The 18,330-nt window shown below is 67.4% G+C and carries 18 protein-coding genes; 9 read left to right on the top strand and 9 right to left on the bottom strand.

Annotation, left to right across the window (positions count from 1 at the left end; genetic code table 11):
• Positions 1-2,001, bottom strand: coding sequence for a peptidase U32 family protein (locus tag WG922_RS08520; protein WP_340282064.1), 2,001 nt, complete (start codon positions 1,999-2,001; stop codon positions 1-3).
• Positions 2,002-2,042: 41 nt separating this feature from the next.
• Between WG922_RS08520 and WG922_RS08525 the strand changes: the two genes are divergently transcribed.
• Positions 2,043-2,792, top strand: a complete 750-nt coding sequence (locus WG922_RS08525) for a heparan-alpha-glucosaminide N-acetyltransferase (RefSeq protein ID WP_340282065.1) — start codon at positions 2,043-2,045, stop codon at positions 2,790-2,792.
• 162 nt (positions 2,793-2,954) lie between these two features.
• Here WG922_RS08525 and WG922_RS08530 read toward each other — a convergent pair whose 3' ends face one another.
• From WG922_RS08530 to msrB, 5 genes are all read right to left on the bottom strand, one after another.
• Entirely contained in the window at positions 2,955-3,449 is a 495-nt protein-coding gene (locus tag WG922_RS08530) for a COG4315 family predicted lipoprotein (protein WP_340282066.1), read from the bottom strand.
• Positions 3,450-3,552: 103 nt separating this feature from the next.
• On the bottom strand, positions 3,553-4,335 hold the full coding sequence (locus tag WG922_RS08535) for a peptidylprolyl isomerase (RefSeq protein WP_340282067.1): 783 nt from the start codon (positions 4,333-4,335) through the stop codon (positions 3,553-3,555).
• Positions 4,332-4,676 (bottom strand): BolA family protein, encoded by a 345-nt coding sequence (locus WG922_RS08540; protein ID WP_340282068.1) that lies wholly within the window; start codon positions 4,674-4,676, stop codon positions 4,332-4,334. The genes WG922_RS08535 and WG922_RS08540 overlap by 4 nt, the downstream gene beginning before the upstream one ends.
• The gene (locus WG922_RS08545) at positions 4,673-5,221 is read right to left on the bottom strand and encodes a septation protein A (RefSeq protein WP_340282069.1); all 549 of its coding nucleotides are present in this window, start codon (positions 5,219-5,221) and stop codon (positions 4,673-4,675) included. The genes WG922_RS08540 and WG922_RS08545 overlap by 4 nt, the downstream gene beginning before the upstream one ends.
• Positions 5,218-5,676 (bottom strand): peptide-methionine (R)-S-oxide reductase MsrB, encoded by a 459-nt coding sequence (msrB, locus tag WG922_RS08550; protein ID WP_340282070.1) that lies wholly within the window; start codon positions 5,674-5,676, stop codon positions 5,218-5,220. Before msrB ends, WG922_RS08545 begins: the two co-directional genes overlap by 4 nt.
• A gap of 200 nt (positions 5,677-5,876) precedes the next feature.
• Between msrB and WG922_RS08555 the strand changes: the two genes are divergently transcribed.
• From WG922_RS08555 to WG922_RS08580, 6 genes are all read left to right on the top strand, one after another.
• On the top strand, positions 5,877-7,508 hold the full coding sequence (locus WG922_RS08555) for a 3-(methylthio)propionyl-CoA ligase (protein ID WP_340282071.1): 1,632 nt from the start codon (positions 5,877-5,879) through the stop codon (positions 7,506-7,508).
• Positions 7,509-7,674: 166 nt separating this feature from the next.
• Positions 7,675-8,937 carry a branched-chain amino acid ABC transporter substrate-binding protein gene (locus WG922_RS08560; protein ID WP_340282072.1) on the top strand — a complete coding sequence of 421 codons (1,263 nt, stop codon included), beginning with the start codon at positions 7,675-7,677 and terminating at the stop codon, positions 8,935-8,937.
• A 165-nt stretch (positions 8,938-9,102) separates the two neighbouring features.
• On the top strand, positions 9,103-10,050 hold the full coding sequence (locus tag WG922_RS08565; protein ID WP_340282073.1) for a branched-chain amino acid ABC transporter permease: 948 nt from the start codon (positions 9,103-9,105) through the stop codon (positions 10,048-10,050).
• A 6-nt stretch (positions 10,051-10,056) separates the two neighbouring features.
• On the top strand, positions 10,057-11,460 hold the full coding sequence (locus tag WG922_RS08570; RefSeq protein ID WP_340282074.1) for a branched-chain amino acid ABC transporter permease: 1,404 nt from the start codon (positions 10,057-10,059) through the stop codon (positions 11,458-11,460).
• Positions 11,457-12,230, top strand: a complete 774-nt coding sequence (locus WG922_RS08575; RefSeq protein WP_340282075.1) for an ABC transporter ATP-binding protein — start codon at positions 11,457-11,459, stop codon at positions 12,228-12,230. Before WG922_RS08570 ends, WG922_RS08575 begins: the two co-directional genes overlap by 4 nt.
• A gap of 4 nt (positions 12,231-12,234) precedes the next feature.
• Positions 12,235-12,930 (top strand): ABC transporter ATP-binding protein, encoded by a 696-nt coding sequence (locus WG922_RS08580; protein WP_340282076.1) that lies wholly within the window; start codon positions 12,235-12,237, stop codon positions 12,928-12,930.
• A gap of 79 nt (positions 12,931-13,009) precedes the next feature.
• Here the strand turns inward: WG922_RS08580 and WG922_RS08585 are convergent, their stop codons facing one another.
• From WG922_RS08585 to WG922_RS08595, 3 genes are read right to left on the bottom strand one after another with little or no spacing between them, the layout of a single operon-like run.
• Entirely contained in the window at positions 13,010-13,834 is an 825-nt protein-coding gene (locus tag WG922_RS08585) for a hypothetical protein (RefSeq protein ID WP_340282077.1), read from the bottom strand.
• Between the two features lie 41 nt (positions 13,835-13,875).
• Positions 13,876-14,283: a type III secretion system chaperone gene (locus WG922_RS08590; RefSeq protein ID WP_340282078.1), complete on the bottom strand. Its 408-nt coding sequence runs from the start codon at positions 14,281-14,283 to the stop codon at positions 13,876-13,878.
• Positions 14,280-14,696 carry a CesT family type III secretion system chaperone gene (locus WG922_RS08595; RefSeq protein WP_340282079.1) on the bottom strand — a complete coding sequence of 139 codons (417 nt, stop codon included), beginning with the start codon at positions 14,694-14,696 and terminating at the stop codon, positions 14,280-14,282. The genes WG922_RS08590 and WG922_RS08595 overlap by 4 nt, the downstream gene beginning before the upstream one ends.
• A 327-nt stretch (positions 14,697-15,023) precedes the next feature.
• Here WG922_RS08595 and WG922_RS08600 point away from each other — a divergent pair, with 327 nt between their 5' ends.
• Together WG922_RS08600 and WG922_RS08605 are read left to right on the top strand one after the other, a co-directional pair.
• A complete protein-coding gene (locus WG922_RS08600) occupies positions 15,024-17,123 on the top strand; it encodes a 3-hydroxyacyl-CoA dehydrogenase NAD-binding domain-containing protein (protein ID WP_340282080.1) in 2,100 nt (699 codons plus the stop codon).
• A gap of 16 nt (positions 17,124-17,139) precedes the next feature.
• On the top strand, positions 17,140-18,315 hold the full coding sequence (locus tag WG922_RS08605; protein WP_340282081.1) for an acetyl-CoA C-acyltransferase: 1,176 nt from the start codon (positions 17,140-17,142) through the stop codon (positions 18,313-18,315).
• The last annotated feature ends 15 nt before the right edge of the window (positions 18,316-18,330 follow it).

Genomic DNA, 18,330 nt, shown 5'->3' on the forward strand with positions numbered 1-18,330 from the left:
TCAGGCCCGCGCAGGCCGGCTGCGGTAAAACCGCAGCGGGACCGCCCGCGGCTCGGATATCTCGCGCGCGCGCTGGTTCAGCACCGACTGCTTGATGCGCCCGACCACGTGCATTTCGCAGGGCTTGCAGTCGAAGCGCAGCGTGAGCTTTTCCTTGCCGTTGACCAGCTGCAGCGGTTCGGCCTTGATGGTGCCCTTCACGCCGATCACGCCCTTGGCCTGCTTGGGACACAGGCTCATGGACCAGCGCACGCAGTGCTTGGTGATCATGAGGCTGACCTCGCCGGGCTCTTCGTGGCTTTCGTACGCGGCGTCGATGACCTTGACACCGTGGCGCGCATAGAAGTCATGGGCCTTCTGGTTGTAGACGTTGGCCAGGTAGCTCAGGGTGTCCTCGGGGTAGGGCGTCGGCGGATCGGCCGGGCGTGCGCGGGGCGGGCGCACATAGCCGAGCAGCCGCGTCTCCTCGAGGGCAGCGACCGCGTCGCGCCGCAGGGTGTTGACCAGAGAGGCCGGCAGGAACCACGGGCCCTGCAGGCGCAGCTGGATGTCCAGCGGCTCGAAGATGCTGGTGCCGAAGCGCGCGAGCTGTTCGCGCGCCTGCTGCGCACTGCGCTCGGGCTCACGCGCGGCCTCGCGCGGATGCGCCTGCGCCGCCCGCGCGGTGTGGCCGTCCTCGTCGGTCAGCTCGAGGCTGAAGCCGTCGGGCGTCTCGGCCAGCACCGCCCAGACGCCGATGCGTCGGTCGCTGGACTTCTTTTCCAGGCTGCGCACCCACGACATGTCGCGGTTGCGGTTCAAGGTGGTGCCCTTGCGCAGGTCGCGCATGCCGGCGATCGGATCTTTCGGGTACACCCGCCAGGCACCGGGCCGGCCGGCCGCCTCGACGCGGTTGACCGCTACGCCCACAAGTTCCTTCTGCAGGTCGAAATAGCACAGGCCGTCGCCGTTGTGCAGCACCAGCTGCGGCTGCTCGCAGGTGAGCTCGATCCAGGTCGGGCCTACCTGCGTCACCCAGCCGATCGGCTGTCCCGGATTCTTGGGCGAATCGAAGGCTCCGATGTCGTCCTTGCGGCCATTGACGAAGTAGTCGGTGAACTCGCGGTTGAAGTTCTGGTCGGGGTCGGGCGTGAAGCTGAAGGTGGTGCGTCCGCTCGAGGCGCGCGCCAGCGGCAGATCGCTCGCCTCGCGGTCGTCGATCAGGCGGTCGAGCAGGGTGCGGTAGTGGGCGGTGATGTTCTTCACGTAACCCATGTCCTTGTAGCGGCCTTCGATCTTGAAGCTGCGCACCCCGGCATCGACCAGCGCGGCCAGGTTGGCGCTCTGGTTGTTGTCCTTCATCGAGAGCACGTGCTTGTCGTGCGCGATGAAGCGATTGTGGCTGTCGGTGACGTGGTAGGGCAGGCGGCAGGCCTGCGAGCAGTCGCCGCGGTTGGCACTGCGCCCCGTGTGCGCGTGCGAGAGGTAGCACTGGCCGCTGTAGGCGACGCACAGCGCGCCGTGGATGAAGAACTCGAGCTTGCAGCGCTCGGGATCGATCACCGCATGGATGGCGCGGATCTGCTCCAGGGTGAGCTCGCGCGCCAGGACCATCTGCGAGAAGCCCGCGTCCTGCAGGAAGCGGGCCTTCTGGGGAGTGCGGATGTCGGTCTGCGTGCTGGCGTGCAGCTGGATGGGGGGCAGGTCGATCTCGAGCAGGCCCATGTCCTGGACGATCAGCACGTCGGCGCCGGCGTGGTACACGTCCCATGCCATGCGCCGTGCATCGTCCAGCTCGTCGTCGCGCAAGATGGTGTTGTGCGCCACGAAGATGCGGGCGCCGAAACGGTGGGCATGCCGGCACAGGCGCTCGATGTCGCGCACGCTGTTGCCGGCCGACGCCCGTGCGCCAAATCCGGGGCCGCCGATGTAGACGGCGTCGGCGCCGTGGTTGATGGCCTCGATGCCTATGTCGGCGTCGCGCGCCGGGGCGAGCAATTCGAGCTGGTGGTGGGCAAGCATGGCGTCGGATTATCCCAGCGGGCTCGGTTATGGTCGGGCCCATGGGCTTTGCCACTACCTCCCGTTACGCGCGCATAGACGCCCTGCGCGGGCTCGCCATCGTCTGGATGACGGCCTACCACTTCGCCTTCGACCTGAACTGGTTCGGCCTGTGGCGCCAGGATTTCTATCGCGACCCGGTCTGGACCTGGCAACGCACCGCCATCGTCAGCCTGTTCCTGTTCTGCGCCGGGCTGGGACAGGCCGCCGCCACGGTGCAGGGGCAAAGCTGGCGCCGCTTCTGGCGTCGGTGGGTGCAGGTGGCGGGCTGCGCGCTGCTGGTCACCGCGGGTTCGGCGATGGCGTTCCCCCGCAGCTTCATCTACTTCGGCGTGCTCCATGGCATAGCCGTGATGCTGGTCATCGTGCGCCTGACCGCCGGATGGGGCCGCTGGCTGGTGCCCGCCGGGGCGCTGGCCATCGCCGCCCACTTCGCTGCCGCGGCGCTGCATGCGCGCGGGCTGCTGCCGGACGCGCTGAACGCGCCTGCCTGGAACTGGCTGGGCCTGATCGGCCGCAAGCCCATCACCGAGGACTATGTGCCGCTGCTGCCCTGGCTCGGCGTGATGTGGTGGGGCATGGCGGCCGGGATGTGGCTGCTGCGCGCAAGGCCGGGGGTGGTCGCCGCGCCGCTGCCGGTGGGGGCTGCGCCGCTCGCTTGGCTGGGGCGCTGGAGCCTCAGCTGGTACATGCTGCACCAGCCGGTGCTGCTGGGATTGCTCTGGGTGGTGGTGGTGGGGCTGGCGAGGTAAGCACGCGATCGATGGCGCGGGCAGTTTGCGCGACCCGCGGTCGTGCCGTGGCCGACACCGTTCGCGGCGGATGCATCGGGCCTTCCTCGACGCTCGTTGGGGTGAGCCCGCGTGATGCCCAGGCCGCGGCCGCGGTGCGGCCGGCTTCGGCCCGACGAGCGGCTACTTGCCCTTGTGCGCGACGCGCTTGCCGTCGGGGGCAACCAGGTACCACTCGCCCGAAAAGCCCTTCACGTCCTGGCCGGTCGTGGTGCCTGGGCCCTGGTCGCGGGCGAAGTAGTAGAGCGGCCAGCCGCCATAGGTGAGCTGCGTGCTGCCGTCCTTGCGCTGCACCGTGCCGACCAGTCCGGACGGCAGGTTCGGCGCGATGGCGGGTTGCCCGCGTACGGTGAGCGGTGGCCACGCCTTGGCGCACGCGTCATAGCACTGGCTCGCGGCCGGCTTGCCGCCAGCGCCCTGCTGGTCCGCCGTGAAGGCATACAGGGCCCGGCCGCGCGAATCGACGAGGTAGGTGCCGTGCGGCTTGCTCTGGGCGGTGGAGAGCCGCACGTCGCCCGCGCCGGCACCCGAGCCGGCCGCGGCAGGCCCGACAGCGGCAAGGGCGGTCGAGAAGGCGAATGCGAGTGCCGCAGTGCGGCACGGGGAAGTCAGTGGCATGGCGCTTTCCTCCTGGGTAGGTGGGGACCCTGCGGGGCCGCTTACGCTGGACCGGCAATGGCCGTGCCCGGGCCGGTGCCCGCGATAACGGGCCCCGCAGCCCTTACTCGACCTTGGCCTTGGCGCGCAACTCTTCCTGGAACTTCATCAGCTTCTGCTGCTGCAGCTGCTGGGCGATCTGCGGCTTGACCTCTTCGAGCTTCGGCAGCTCGGCCTCGCGCACGTCGTCCAGGCGGATCACGTGCCAGCCGAACTGGGTCTTGACGGGAGCTTCGGTAAGCTCGCCCTTCTTGAGCTTGGTGAGCGCCTCGGCGAACTCGGGCACGTAGCTGTTGGCCGTGGCCCAGTCGAGGTCGCCGCCCTGGGCGCCCGAACCGGGGTCCTTGGACTGCTTCTTGGCGAGCTCCTCGAACTTGACGCCCTTCTTCTTCAGGTTGGCGATGATCGCCTTGGCTTCGGCTTCGGTGGGAACCAGGATGTGCCGCGCGCGGTACTCCTTGCCACTGTTTGCCGCGACGAACTTGTCGTACTCGGCCTTGACTTCCTCGTCGGTGACCGGGTTGGTTTTCTGCACGTCTGCAAGCAGCTGGCGAATGAGCAGGGTCTCGCGCGCCATCTCCATCTGGGACTTGAACTCGGGGCTCGCGTCGAGGCCGCGTTTCTGGGCTTCCTGCATGAAGATCTCGCGGGCGATCACCTCGTCGCGAATCTGGCTGCTGAGCTCGGGGGTGACCGGGCGGCCGCTGCGTGCTACCTGCTCGGCGAGGGCGTCGGCGCGTGCCTTGGGCACCGGCTTGCCGTTGACGATCGCGATGTTCTGCGCAGCCGCGGGCAGGGCCGCGCACACGGTGACGGCGGCAAGCGCCGCGAGGAGGTGCTTCTTCATGGGGAATTCCTGGGGGGAACCGATGGGATAGGGGAGCTGGTTTCCAGCGCCAGCGCATGTACACCACCGGCGAGAAAATCGCGCAGGGCATCATACACAAGGCGGTGCTGCGCCACCCGGCCGCGGCCGGCGAAGGCCTCGGCCTCGATGCGCACGCGGAAATGGGTGCCGAAGCCGCTTGCGTCCGCGCCGACGTGCCCGGCGTGCGCATGGCTCTCGTCGATCACTTCCAGCTTGGTCGGCGAGAAGACTTCCTGCAGCCGCGCGTGCAGGGCCTCGGCCGTCGGCTTGCGCGGATGGCTCAGGGGCGTGGCCGGGGCCTGCGTCGGGGACTGCGTCACGGCTTGCCCGGACTGTCTTCGGCCTTGAGGTAGCGGCTCAGGTACAGCGCCTGGCCCAGCACGAACAGCAGCATGAGGCCGATGCCACCGAACAGCTTGAAATTGACCCAGGTGTCGGTGTCGAAGGCGTACGCAACCCACAGGTTCAACACGCCCATGACCGCGAAAAAGCCGGTCCAGGTCCAGTTCATCATTCGCCAGGCTGCGTCCGGCAGCGTCATCTGCGCGCCCATCAGCGACTTGAGGAAGTTGCGGCGGAACACCAGCTGGCCCACCAGCAGGGCACCGCCCATGAGCCAGTACAAGACCGTGGGTTTCCACTTGATGAAGGTGTCGTTGTGCGCGAGCAGCGTAGCGCCGCCGAACAGGACGATGACGCCCAGGCTGAGCCACTGCATGGGCTCTGTGCGCCCCGTGCGCAGGCGCAGCCAGCCGATCTGGAGCACCGTCGCCACGATCGCGACCCCCGTGGCCCAGTAGATCCCCGCCACCTTGAAGGCGACGAAGAACAGGATGACGGGAAAGAAGTCGAGCAGCAGCTTCATGCGTTCTTGTCGTTGTCGTTGACCGGAGCGGCGCCGTCGCGCGCGTCGTCGCCGGATGCGAAATCGAGCGAGGCCGAGTTCATGCAGTAGCGCAGGCCAGTGGGAGCGGGCCCGTCGGGAAAGACGTGGCCGAGGTGCGCGCCGCATTGTGCACACACGGTTTCGGTGCGCACCATGCCGTGGCTGCGGTCGGTGATCTCCTCGATGGCGCCCGGCACCGCCTGCGAGAAGCTCGGCCAGCCGCAGCCGGCGTCGAACTTGGTGGTGGAGCTGAAGAGAAGATTCCCGCAGCACACGCAGTGGTAGGAGCCGTCGGCCCAGACCTGCTCGTACTTGCCGGTGTACGGCCGCTCTGTCGCGGCGTGGCGGGTGACTTCGAAGGCGCGCGGCTCGGCGCCCTTTTCGGCCAGGAGGGCCTTCCATTCGGCTTCGGTTTTCTGGATGGGATAGGACATGCGCAACAGCTTGTGAAAGAGGCGGGCGCCGGGGGCGGGGAACCCGCGTGGCGGCCTTGCCTGTCTGGCGAGGATACTGGCTGCGATTGTCGCCGCTGGCTCGGGCCGAAGCAGCCATGCGGGATTTCCGGGCTGGGCAGCTGGGCATGGCGCGGCCATACTCCCGCGCTCGTGCAGGCACAACAAAACAGGAGATGACCGTGCTGGGATTGATGCAAGAGCAACCGCTTCTGATCTCGTCGCTGATCACGTTCGCCGAGCGCCACCACGGCGACGGCCAGATCGTCTCGCGGCGCGTCGAGGGTGACATCCACCGCACCACCTGGGCCGAGGTCGCGGGCCGCGCCAAGCAGGTGGCACAGGCGCTGGACGGCATGCAGCTGGCCTTCTCTGACCGGGTCGCCACGCTGGCCTGGAACGGCTATCGCCACCTCGAGCTGTACTTCGGCGTGTCCGGCTCGGGGCGGGTGCTGCACACCATCAATCCGCGGCTGCACCCCGAGCAGATAGCCTGGATCGTCAACCATGCCGAAGACCGGGTGCTGTGCTTCGACGCCACGTTCCTGCCCATCGTGCAGGCGGTGCATGCGCGCTGCCCGACGGTGCGGCGCTGGGTGATGCTCTGCGACGCCGACCGGCTGCCCCAGGACAGCGGCGTGCCGGGCCTGGTCGCCTATGAGCAGTGGATCGGCGAGCAGCCGGCGCGGTACGAGTGGCCCAGCTTCGACGAGAACTCGGCGTCGAGCATGTGCTACACGAGCGGCACCACCGGCCACCCCAAGGCGGCCCTCTACAGCCACCGCTCCACCATCCTGCACGCCTACGCCGCTGCGCTGCCCGACGTGATGGGGTTGTCGGCGCGCGATTCGGTGCTGCCGGTCGTCCCCATGTTCCACGTCAACGCCTGGGGCATTCCGTATTCGGCAGCGCTCACGGGCTGCAAGCTGGTGTTTCCGGGCGCGGCGCTCGACGGAAAGTCCGTCTACGAGCTGATCGAGGCCGAGCAGGTCACCTACGCGGCCGGCGTGCCGACGGTCTGGCAGATGCTGCTGGGGCACATGGGCGCGTCCAACCTGCGCTTCTCGAGCCTCAAGCGCACGGTGATCGGCGGATCGGCCTGTCCGCCCGCGATGATCGAAGCCTTCCGGGAGAAGTACGGCGTGGAGGTGCTGCACGCCTGGGGCATGACCGAGATGAGTCCCCTGGGAACGCTCTGCACGCTCAAGAACAAGCACCTGGCCTTGCCCGCCGGAGAGCAGATGAAGATCCGCCTCAAGCAGGGCCGGGCCATCTATGGCGTCGATCTGCGCATCGTCGGCGACCAGGGTCAGGAGCTGCCCTGGGACGGCCGCACCTACGGAGACCTGCAGGTCAAGGGCCCCTGGATCGTGCGCGACTACTACAAGGGCGAGGACGGCTCGCCGCTCGTGGGCGGCGACTGGTTCCCGACCGGCGACGTGGCCACCATCGACCCTGACGGCTACATGCAGATCACCGATCGCAGCAAGGACGTGATCAAGTCGGGCGGCGAGTGGATCAGTTCCATCGACATAGAGAACATCGCCATGGCGCACCCGGCCGTGCAGATGGCCGCCTGCGTCGGCATGCCGCACCCCAAGTGGGACGAGCGGCCGCTGCTGGTGGTGGTCAAGCGGCAGGGCGCGGAGGTGTCGCGCGAGGAGCTGCTCTCCTTCTATGAAGGCAAGACGGCCAAATGGCAGGTGCCCGACGACGTGGTCTTCGTCGATGCGATCCCGCTGGGAGCGACCGGCAAGATGCTCAAGACCCGGCTGCGCGAAACCCTCAAGGACTACCGGCTTCCCACGGCGTGAGCAGGCCGGCGCTAGCGCTCCAGAGCGGCGCTCGCCGGCACACGCCTGGCGCCGCTTTGTCGCCTGCGCGATACCGTTGCTCGAGCTTACGGGCATTCCCTGAGGACCCGTTTGAATCAAATCCCGTACCCTGCGCTGCACTCGAACAGCAACCAGGAGACAGCGCATGAAATTCTCGATGAAACAGGTGACCGTCGCCGGCCTCGTGGCCTTCGCTTCGGTGTCCTTCGCCCAGCAGGCCGCGCCCGCCGGCTCCACCGGGGCGCTGCGTGACCAGACCGTCCGCATCGCCTTCATGGACCCCCTCTCCGGGCCGTTCGCCAACGTCGGCCAGAACCAGCTGAAAAGCTGGCAGTTCGCCGCCGAGCAGCTCTCGGGAAAGACGCCTGCCGGCGTCAAGTTCGAGGTGGTGGGCTTCGACAACAAGGGCTCCCCGCAGGAGAGCCTGAACACGCTCAAGGCGGCCATCGACCAGGGTTTCCGCTACGTCACCCAGGGCAACGGCTCCGGCGCCGCGGCGGCCATCCTCGACGCGGTGTCCAAGCACAACGCGCGCAATCCCGGCAAGGAACTCATCTACCTGAACTACGCGGCCGTCGATCCCGCGCTCACCAACGACAAGTGCGACTACTGGCACTTCCGCCTCGACGCAGACACCTCCATGAAGATGGAGGCGCTGACCTCGTTCATGAAGGACCAGCCCAGCGTCAAGAACGTCTACCTGATCAACCAGAACTACTCGCACGGCCAGCAGGTCAACAGCTACTTCAAGGACGCCATCAAGCGCAAGCGCCCCGACGTCAAGGTCGTCGGCGAAGAACTGCACCCGCTCGGCCAGGTCAAGGACTTCGCTCCTTACGTGGCCAAGATCAAGCAGGCCAACGCAGACACCATCGTCACGGGTAGCTGGGGGCAGGACCTCACCCTGCTGGTGAAGGCGCTGAACGACGCCGGGCTCAAGATCCCGATGTACACCTATTACGCCGGCGTCACCGGCACGCCCACCGCGCTGGCTGCCGGCGGCGAGAGCCAGGTGTACGTGGTCTCGTACGGCCACGCCAATCACAAGGGCGAGCTCGGCAAGATGGGCGAGGAGTTCAAGAAGAAGTTCAACGACGACTACTACACCTACGCCACCTACAACGGCATCAACCTGCTGGGTGCCGCCATGGCCAAGGCCGGCTCCACCGATCCCGTGAAAGTGGCCAAGGCCCTGGAGGGCCTGCAGGTCAAGAGCTTTGCCGGCGACGTGACCATGCGCGCCTCCGACCACCAGCTGCAGCAGCCGATGTTCATCACCAAGTGGCAGAAAGCCAAGCCGGGTGAAGCCAACATCGAGAACACGGGCTTCACCTTCGTTCCGGTCAAGCAGATGGACCCGTACGTGTCCAGCACGCCGACCAGCTGCCAGATGAAGCGGCCCAGCTAAAGGGGGCGGCTCGGCCTCGTCCCGCTGCCGCCGGGGCGTATGCCCCGCACCGGCTCGCGCGGCATTGACGGCCGGGAAGCACCACACGGTGAACGACGCGCCCGCGCGTCGTTCGCCGCATCGGGAGGCCGGCTGCGGTGCCACCTCCTTCCTCACCCAGGCGCCATGGAATTCTTTGCGATCTCGCTTCTGAACGGCATCAGCTACGGGCTGCTGCTGTTCATGCTCAGCTCGGGGCTGACGCTGATCTTCAGCATGATGGGCGTGCTGAACTTCGCGCACGCCAGCTTCTACATGCTCGGAGCCTACTTCGCCTACAGCACCACGCAGCTCGTGGGCTACTGGCCGGCGCTCTTCGTGGCACCCGTGCTGGTGGCCGCTCTGGGCGCGCTGTTCGAAAAATACTGCCTGCGCCGGGTGCACAAGTTCGGACACGTGCCGGAGCTGCTCATCACCTTCGGCCTGTCCTTCATCATCCTGGAGATGGTGCAGCTGATATGGGGCACCAGCTCGGTGGACTATCGCGTGCCCGACGCGCTCAGCGGTCCGCTCTTCACGCTCTACGGCACCCAGTTCCCGATGTACCGCGGCTTCATGATGCTGGTGGCCGTTCTGATGCTGGTGGCCATCTGGCTGCTGCTCACCCGCACCCGCATCGGCCTGGTGATCCAGGCCGCGCTCACGCACCCGGAGACGGTGGAGGCGCTCGGCCACAACGTTCCGCGGGTGTTCATGCTGGTATTCGGCGGAGGCGCGGCCCTGGCGGGCCTGGCGGGCGTCATCGGCGGCAATGCATTCGTCACCGAGCCCGGCATGGCAGCCACCGTCGGCTCCGTCATCTTCGTGGTGGTGGTGGTCGGCGGCATGGGCTCGCTCGCCGGTGCCTTCGTCGCATCGCTGCTGATCGGCGTGCTGCAGACCTTCGCGGTCGGTATCGACGCCTCGCTGGTCAATACCTTGCGCGAGGTGGGCTGGGAGATCGGTCCGCAGACCTTCGGCTATGCCCTGTGGAAACTCAAGGTGAGCCAGGTCGCGCCGGTGCTGCCCTATCTGCTGCTCGTGCTCGTGCTCATCTTCCGCCCGCGTGGCCTCATGGGAACCCGGGAGGGCTGATCGACCATGCTGAATCCATCCGTCTCCTCCCCGCAGCAGCTGCGGCCTGACGCCGTTACCGGCGCCGCCACCTCGCCGGCCAACACGGCTGCTGCGTCCCGTGCCGCAGGGCGACGCCGCGCCTACTGGGAGTTCAAGCCGTACAACGTCGGCCGCTGGGTGGTATGGGGTCTGTTCGCGCTGGTGCTGCTCGTGGCGCCGATGGTCTTCACCAGCTCGCTGTCGCAGACCATGCTCAGTCAGATGGGCATCGCGATCATCGTCTGCCTGTCCTACAACATGCTGCTGGGGCAGGGGGGCATGCTCAGCTTCGGCCATGCGGTGTATTCGGGCATGGGCGCTTTCCTCGCCATCCACACGCTCAACCTGGTGAGCGACGGCGCCTTGCCGCTGCCCGTCAGCCTGGTTCCCATCGTGGGCGGTCTGGCAGGGGCGTTGTTCGCCGTGGTGTTCGGCTGGGTGACCACCAAGAAGTCCGGCACGCCCTTCGCCATGATCACGCTGGGGGTGGGCGAGCTGGTCTGGGCGTCGGCGCTCATGTTTCCCGAGTTCTTCGGCGGCGAAGGCGGGGTCTCGGGCAACCGGGTGACCGGCTCGAAGCCGCTGGGCATCACCTACGGCCCGCAGATCCAGCTGTACTACCTGATCGCGGTCTACACCTTCGTGTGCACGGCGCTGATGTTCGCCTTCACCCGCACGCCGCTCGGACGCATGCTCAACGCCGTGCGCGACAACCCCGAGCGGGTCGAGTTCGTCGGCTACGACACGCAGGTGGTGCGCTATCTCGCGTTCATCGCCTCGGCCTTCTTCGCCGGCATCTCCGGCGGCCTGGCCGCGCTCAACTTCGAGATCGTCACGGCCGAAGTGGTGGGCGCGGCCCGCTCGGGCGCGTACCTGCTGTTCACGTTCCTGGGCGGCGCGACCTTCTTCTTCGGCCCGATCATCGGCGGCGTGCTGATGGTGCTGGCCTTCGTGCTGCTGTCGGAGTTCACCAAGGCCTGGCTGCTGTACCTCGGCCTGCTGTTCCTGTTCATGGTGATGTACGCCCCCGGCGGCATCGCCAGCCTGATCATGATGAATTTGCGGGTCGCGGCTTTCGGGCGGCTGCGCGAGCTCTGGGTCAGCTACCTGGGGCTGGCGGTCACCGGGCTGGTGGTGCTGGCGGGCGCGGCGGCCATGATCGAGATGGTCTACCACCTGCAGCTCAATGCGGCCCTGGGCCCCGAGCTCACCTTCCTCGGCGTGCCGCTGAACGCGCGCAGCGTCGAGAGCTGGTTCGGCGCCGGGCTGCTCATGGCCACGGGGCTCGGGCTGTTCGAGCTCACGCGCCGCGAATACCGGCGGCAGTGGAACGACATCCAGGAATTCATCGAAAAAGAGATCAAGCGGCGGGAGACGCTGGCGACATGACCTACGCGCTCGAACTGAAGGATCTGCGCAAGAGTTTCGGCCGCACCGAGATCATCCGCGGGGCCAACCTCGCCGTGAACACCGGCGAGCGCGTGGCCGTGATCGGCCCCAACGGCGCCGGCAAATCGACGCTGTTCAACCTGATCAGCGGCCGCTTCGCTCCCACCAGCGGCGAGGTGCTGCTCAATGGCCAGCGCATCGACGGCAAGCGGCCCTACGAGATCAACCGCATGGGCTTGTCGCGCAGCTTCCAGATCACCAACATCTTTCCCAAGCTGAGCGTCTTCGAGAACCTGCGCTGCGGGGTGCTCTGGAGCCTGGGCTACCGCTACACCTTCCTGAAGTTCCTGGCCGATCTGGAGGACGCCAACGAGCGCGCCGAACGGCTGATGGAAATGATCCGCCTCGAGCGCAAGCGCGACGTGCTGGCCATGAACCTCACCTATGCCGAGCAGCGCGCCCTGGAGATCGGCATCACCATCGGCGGCGGCGCCCAGGTGGTCCTGCTCGACGAACCAACGGCGGGCATGAGCCGCAGCGAAACCACGCGCTTCATAGACCTCATCAAGGAAGTCACCGTGGGCAAGACGCTGCTGACCGTCGAACACGACATGGGCGTGGTGTTCGGCCTGGCCGACAAGATCGCGGTGGTGGTGTATGGCGAGGTGATCGCCTTCGACACGCCCGAGCGCGTGCGCGCCAACCAGCGCGTGCAGGAGGCCTACCTCGGCTCCCACGTGGCGGACGCGCAGTCCGCGGGAGGGCACTAGTTCCATGCTGCGCATCGAAAACCTCCACGCCTTCTACGGCAAGAGCCACGTGCTGCACGGCGTGCGCTTTCAGGTGCAGCCCGGCGAGATCGTGGCGCTGCTGGGGCGCAACGGCTCGGGCCGCTCCACCACGGCCAAGGCCATCATGGGCATGGTGGACGCGACCGGCACCATCGACTGGAGAGGCACGGCCCTCATCGGCCGCAAGCCCTACGAGATCGCCCACCTCGGCATCGGCTACGTGCCCGAGAACCGCGACATCTTCCCCAAGCTCACGGTGCACCAGAACCTGATGCTGGGGCAAAAGAGCGTGAAGGCGAGCGGGCGCTGGTCATTCGAGGACATGTACCGCCTGTTCCCGCGCCTGAAGGAGCGCCAGCACACCGAGGCGGGCGTGCTCTCGGGCGGTGAGCAGCAGATGCTGACCCTGTGCCGCACGCTCATGGGCGACCCCGACCTGATCATCATCGACGAGCCCACCGAGGGGCTGGCACCCAAGATCGTCGAGCTCGTGGCCGAGTACCTGCAGGAGCTCAAGAAGCGGGGCATCTCGGTGCTGCTGATCGAGCAGAAGCTCACCATCGCGATGCAGATCTCGGACCGCGCGCTGGTCATGGGGCACGGCAGCATCGTCTTTCAAGGCACGCCGGAGAGCCTGCGCGCGGATGCGTATACGCGCAAGGAGTGGCTGGAGGTGTGAGGGCGGGGCGCCGAGCGGGACCTGGTGGGACGCGTTCCCGCCGGCGGCATCTGGTATGCCGGTGTGTACGGTAGTGGGTTCACTCCTGTTGAGGTTCAGGCTTCCCGTGGTTGGCCATTGCCGGCTGGGCGCGCGACGTGTAGTTCGAGCCCACGTGCAGGGGCTCGACGACATAACCTGCGCCGACATCGACTGGAGGCGCCTCGTCGTTTTTCGCTGCATTAGGAACGCCCTCCGCGCCACCAGTCTCGAACGTCTCGTCTTCCTCTTCCCAGTCTTCGTCGTCGGTACCGTTGTACCTGCTCGCCGTTGCGCCTGGAGGTTCGGGGAGACGTACGGCGGTCGCCACCGCGCTGTGCGAGCGCGGTTTCGCTCTACCCGGGTTTTCCCCCGCATCAGCTTGCGGCCCGATGCCCGGCATCGGTACCGGCGCAGCCTCAGCCTCAGCCTCAGCGAGCGCTTCTCCATTGACGTTCTGGCGCCCCTGCAAGCTCCGCCTGATCTCGTCGAACGCACCGCCTGCACTCCCATTCGACGCAGCGTCCTGCCGGCCTTCCATCACATGCCATATGGCCCATGCGCCGCCAGCGGCGGCGCCGACGGCACCTCCGAGCAGGAAGCCGAAGCTGATCCCGACGGCGAGGACCGCGATGGCGTTGCCGGCCGTCATCAGCTTGCTGGAGGCAGGCTTGGCACCACCCAGCGAAGGGCCTGCGTCGGGTTTTGCCTGCGCCGCCGACCCATGCTCGATGGGGTTGGGTGTGCCCTCTTCCCCAGAGCCGCTGGCGTCTGTCAAAGGCTCGGCGACCATGGTTCCGGAGTTAAAGGTCTCGCGATCTTCGGCGGACGCTTGCGTTGGGCCGCTCGTGCCGGAGTAGGCGACGTGAGAAGTAGGGCCGAGCATGATGCTTCCTCTCGAAAAGGTTGATGGTGATCGGCAGAAGCTCAGGCGCAGACCGCCTGCTCGTCGATGAACCTGCGCTGATAGGCATTTGCCCGTGTCACGAACTCGCGCAGGCGCAGCAGCAGCAGGTCACGCGTGAGCGGCTCGGTCGGCAGGGTCTGGCACAGCAACAGCGTGTCGAGCTCGGGGTGGAAGGCGAGGTGGTGGTCGGCGTACTCGGCCAGCACCGTGTTGGCCAGCAGGCCGCCGACGAGAAGTGCGTCGCGCGTGTCGCGGGGCGGGGAGCCGATGCGTGCGCCCAGGCGCAGTTCGCCTTCGGCATCGCAGACCTCCAGGTCGAGGTGCATGCCGGTTCCGAGCTGCAAGGCCAGGCGCGTGTCGGGCGCCATGCTGTCGCGCGGCAGGTTGAAGGTCGCCTCGAGCAGGGCGCAGATGGCCTGGGCGTTCATGCTGCGGCTCCGGCGAGCGCCAAGCCGGCGCTCTCGCGGCTCGCCAGGTGCTGCTGCCATCCCTTGGCACGCTGCAGGAACCCGGCGAGGGACCGCAGCAGCTCGGGCACGGCGAGGTCGGCGAGTTCGAAGCGGGCCGACAGGAAGGCCGCTTCGTTCTCGTCGAGGCTCAGGACGCCGCGTCCGAGCGGCAGCAGCACGTTGTCGGCCATCAGTTCGCGCAGCAGCTCGGAGTCGAGCGGATCGATGGTGCCCAGGCGCGAGCGCACGAGCATCGCCTCGGCGCCCTCGACGGGACAGAAGTTCACGTGGACTCCGTCGAGCAGGAGCGCGTAGCGCCCACGCGCGTCGGGAGAGGCGGGCTCCAGGCGCAGCTGCGCCCACAGGTTGTGCATGACGGTGTCGAGTTGCATCGGGCGCTCCAGCAAGGAAGGAGTCGTGGACAGAAAGGGAACTGCCGGGGGACGTACGAGCAGGTAGTAACCGAACAGATGAGCTTGTTCCGGCCCTTGCTGACGCAGGAGTGCGCACATCCGGCCAGGGGCGCCACGGCATCCGCTCTGGCGCAATCCGGTGTTCAATGCATGTCTGGCGGGCGCCGGCGCCGCGGGCAGCCCGCCTGCGCGCCGCGCCCCGGCCTCCTGGTTTGTCCCCCCAGGGACAAGGCGGCGCTTCCCGCGGCCGATCCCTTTCTAGAATCGATTAGAACGACCGTTCTTTTCATACCTGAGGAACCCAGCATGACGGCTGAATACAAGGTGCACGGCGACGTCGCCGTGATCACGATGAACAACCCGCCCGTCAACGGGCTCGGGCTCGCGACCCGGCAAGGCATTGCCGCGGGGCTCGAACAGGCGAATGCCGACGACGCCGTCAAGGCCATCGTCATCACCGGCGCCGGCCGGGCGTTTTCGGGCGGCGCCGACATCCGCGAGTTCGATTCGCCCAAGGCGATTGCCGAGCCCAACCTGCTGTCGCTGATCACGGCGGTGGAGAACTCGGCCAAGCCGGTGGTGGCGGCGCTGCACTCGGTCGCCATGGGCGGCGGGCTGGAACTGGCGCTGGGGGCCCACTACCGCATCGCCGCGCCGGGCACCAGCGTGGCGTTGCCGGAAGTGAAGATCGGCCTCATCCCGGGCGCCGGCGGCACCCAGCGGCTGCCGCGCGTGCTGGGGGTCGAGACGGCGCTGAACATGATCGTCAGCGGCGAAGCCGTCAAGAGCGAGCAGCTGGCCCAGCTGCCCGGCCAGAAGCTGTTCGACAAGCTCGCCGGCTCGGCCGAGTCGCTGATGGACGACGCGCTGGCGCTGGCCCGCTCGGTCGCCGGCGCGCGGCCGCTGCCGCTGGTGCGCAACCTGCCGTGCAAGCATCCGCAGGGCGACGCCTACTTCCAGTTTGCGCGCAACATGGTCAAGGGCATGGCCAAGAACTTCCCCGCGCCGCTCAAGTGCGTGGACGCGGTGGAGCTGGCCACCAAGAAGAAGTTCGACGAGGGCATGCAGCTCGAGCGCGAGATCTTCCTGAACCTGATGCTCACGCCCGAGTGCCGCGCGCTGCGCCACATCTTCATGGCCGAGCGCGCCGCATCGAAGATCCCCGACGTGCCCGAGGACACGCCGCAGCGCGCGATCCAGTCGGTCGCCGTGATCGGAGCAGGCACCATGGGCGGCGGCATTTCCATGAACTTCCTCAACGCCGGCATCCCGGTGAAGATGCTGGAGATGAAGCAGGAGGCGCTGGATCGCGGCGTCGCGACCATCCGCAAGAACTACGAAGCGCAGGTCAAGAAGGGCAAGCTCAAGCAGGACAAGTACGAGCAGCGCATGGGTCTGCTGACCACCACGCTCGACTATGCGGACATCGCCGGCGCCGACCTGGTGATCGAGGCGGTGTTCGAGGACATGGGCGTCAAGCAGAAGGTGTTCGAGCAGCTCGACACGACCATGAAGCCCGGCGCCATCCTCGCGAGCAACACCTCCACGCTCGACGTGAACAGGATCGCCGCCTTCACCAAGCGGCCGCAGGACGTGGTGGGCCTGCACTTCTTCAGCCCCGCCAACGTGATGAAGCTGCTGGAGGTGGTGCGTGGCGACAAGACCGGCAAGGACGTGCTGGCCACGGTGATGAAGCTCGCCAAGACCATCAGGAAGACGGCGGTGGTCTCGGGCGTGTGCGACGGTTTCATCGGCAACCGCATGATCGAGCAGTACAGCCGCCAGGCCGGTTTCCTGCTGGACGAGGGCTGCACCCCCCAGCAGGTGGACAAGGCCATCGAGAAGTTCGGCTTTGCGATGGGGCCGTTCCGCATGGGCGATCTGGCCGGCAACGACATCGGCTGGGCGATCCGCAAGCGGCGCGCGCAGGAGCGCCCCGACATGCTGTACAGCCGCAGCGCGGACAAGCTGTGCGAGATGGGCCGCTTCGGCCAGAAGACCGGCGCCGGCTGGTACGACTACCAGGCCGGCAAGCGCGACGCCATTCCCTCGCCCGTGGTCAACGAAATGATCGAGGCGCACCGCAAGGAGCTGGGCATCACCGCGCGCAAGATCTCCGACGAAGAGATCGTGCAGCGGCTGGTGTTCTCGCTGGTCAACGAGGGCGCGCACATCCTGGAAGAAGGCATCGCCGCGCGCGCCAGCGACATCGACATGGTCTACCTCACCGGCTATGGTTTTCCCATCCATCGGGGCGGCCCCATGAAGTACGCCGACACCGTGGGCCTGTTCAACGTGATGCAGGCCATGAAGCGCTTCCAGCGCAATCCGCGCGACGACGCGAAATTCTGGGAGCCGGCACCGCTGATCCAGCGCCTGGTCGCCGAAGGCAAGACGTTCAACTGATTCCAAGGAAGCCAACATGACCCGAGCCGTCATCGTCTCCACCGCCCGCACGCCGCTCGCCAAGAGCTGGAAAGGCGCCCTGAACATGACCCACGGCGCCACGCTCGGCGGCCACGCGGTCAAGCACGCGCTGCAGCGCGCCGGCGTCGAAGGCGGCGAGGTGGAAGACGTCCTCATGGGCTGCGCCAACCCCGAGGGCGCCACCGGCGCCAACATCGCTCGCCAGATCGCGCTGATGGCCGACCTGCCCGTCACCGTGTCGGGCGCTACCGTCAACCGCTTCTGCTCCTCGGGCCTGCAGACCATCGCCATGGCTTCGCAGCGCATCATCGCGGGCGAAGGCGACGTGTACGTCGCCGGCGGCGTGGAGAGCATCTCCTGCGTGCAGCAGGAGATGAATACCCACATGCTGCGCGACCTCGACCTGGAGAAGAAGCAGCCGGCGATCTACTGGAGCATGCTGCAGACCGCCGAGCAGGTGGCCAAGCGCTACGAGATCAGCCGCGAGCGCATGGACGAATACGGCGCGGCCAGCCAGCAGAAGGCCTGCGCCGCCAACGCCGCGGGCAGGTTCCAGGACGAGATCGCGCCCATCACCGTGATGGCCGGTGTCGCCGACCCGGTGATGGGCCTGCGTGCCAAGCAGGTCACCCTCAGCGTCGATGAAGGCCTGCGCGAGGGCACGACCGCCGAGAGCATCTCGGGCATCCGCCCGGCGCTGCCCGGCGGTGTCATCACCGCGGGCAACGCCAGCCAGTTCTCCGACGGCGCGGGTGCCTGCGTGGTGGTGAGCGAGGAGTACGCGAGCCGCCACAACCTCAAGCCCATGGGCCGCTTCCTCGGCTTCGCGGTCGCGGGCTGCGAGCCCGACGAAATGGGCATCGGCCCCGTGTTTGCCGTGCCAAAGGTGCTCAAGCGCCTGGGTCTCACGGTGCAGGACATCGACCTGTGGGAGCTCAACGAAGCCTTTGCCGTGCAGGTCATGTACTGCCGCGACAAGCTGGGCATCCCGAACGACCGCCTCAACGTGAACGGCGGAGCCATCGCCCTGGGCCACCCCTACGGCGTCTCGGGCCAGCGCCTGACCGGCCACGCCCTGATCGAAGGCAAGCGCCGCGGCGCCAAGCGCGTGGTGGTCACCATGTGCATCGGCGGCGGCATGGGCGCGGCCGGCGTGTTCGAGATCCTCTGAGGCTGCCGCGGGGGC

This window comes from Ramlibacter sp. AN1015, from assembly GCF_037726105.1.
GTDB lineage: Bacteria > Pseudomonadota > Gammaproteobacteria > Burkholderiales > Burkholderiaceae_C > Ramlibacter.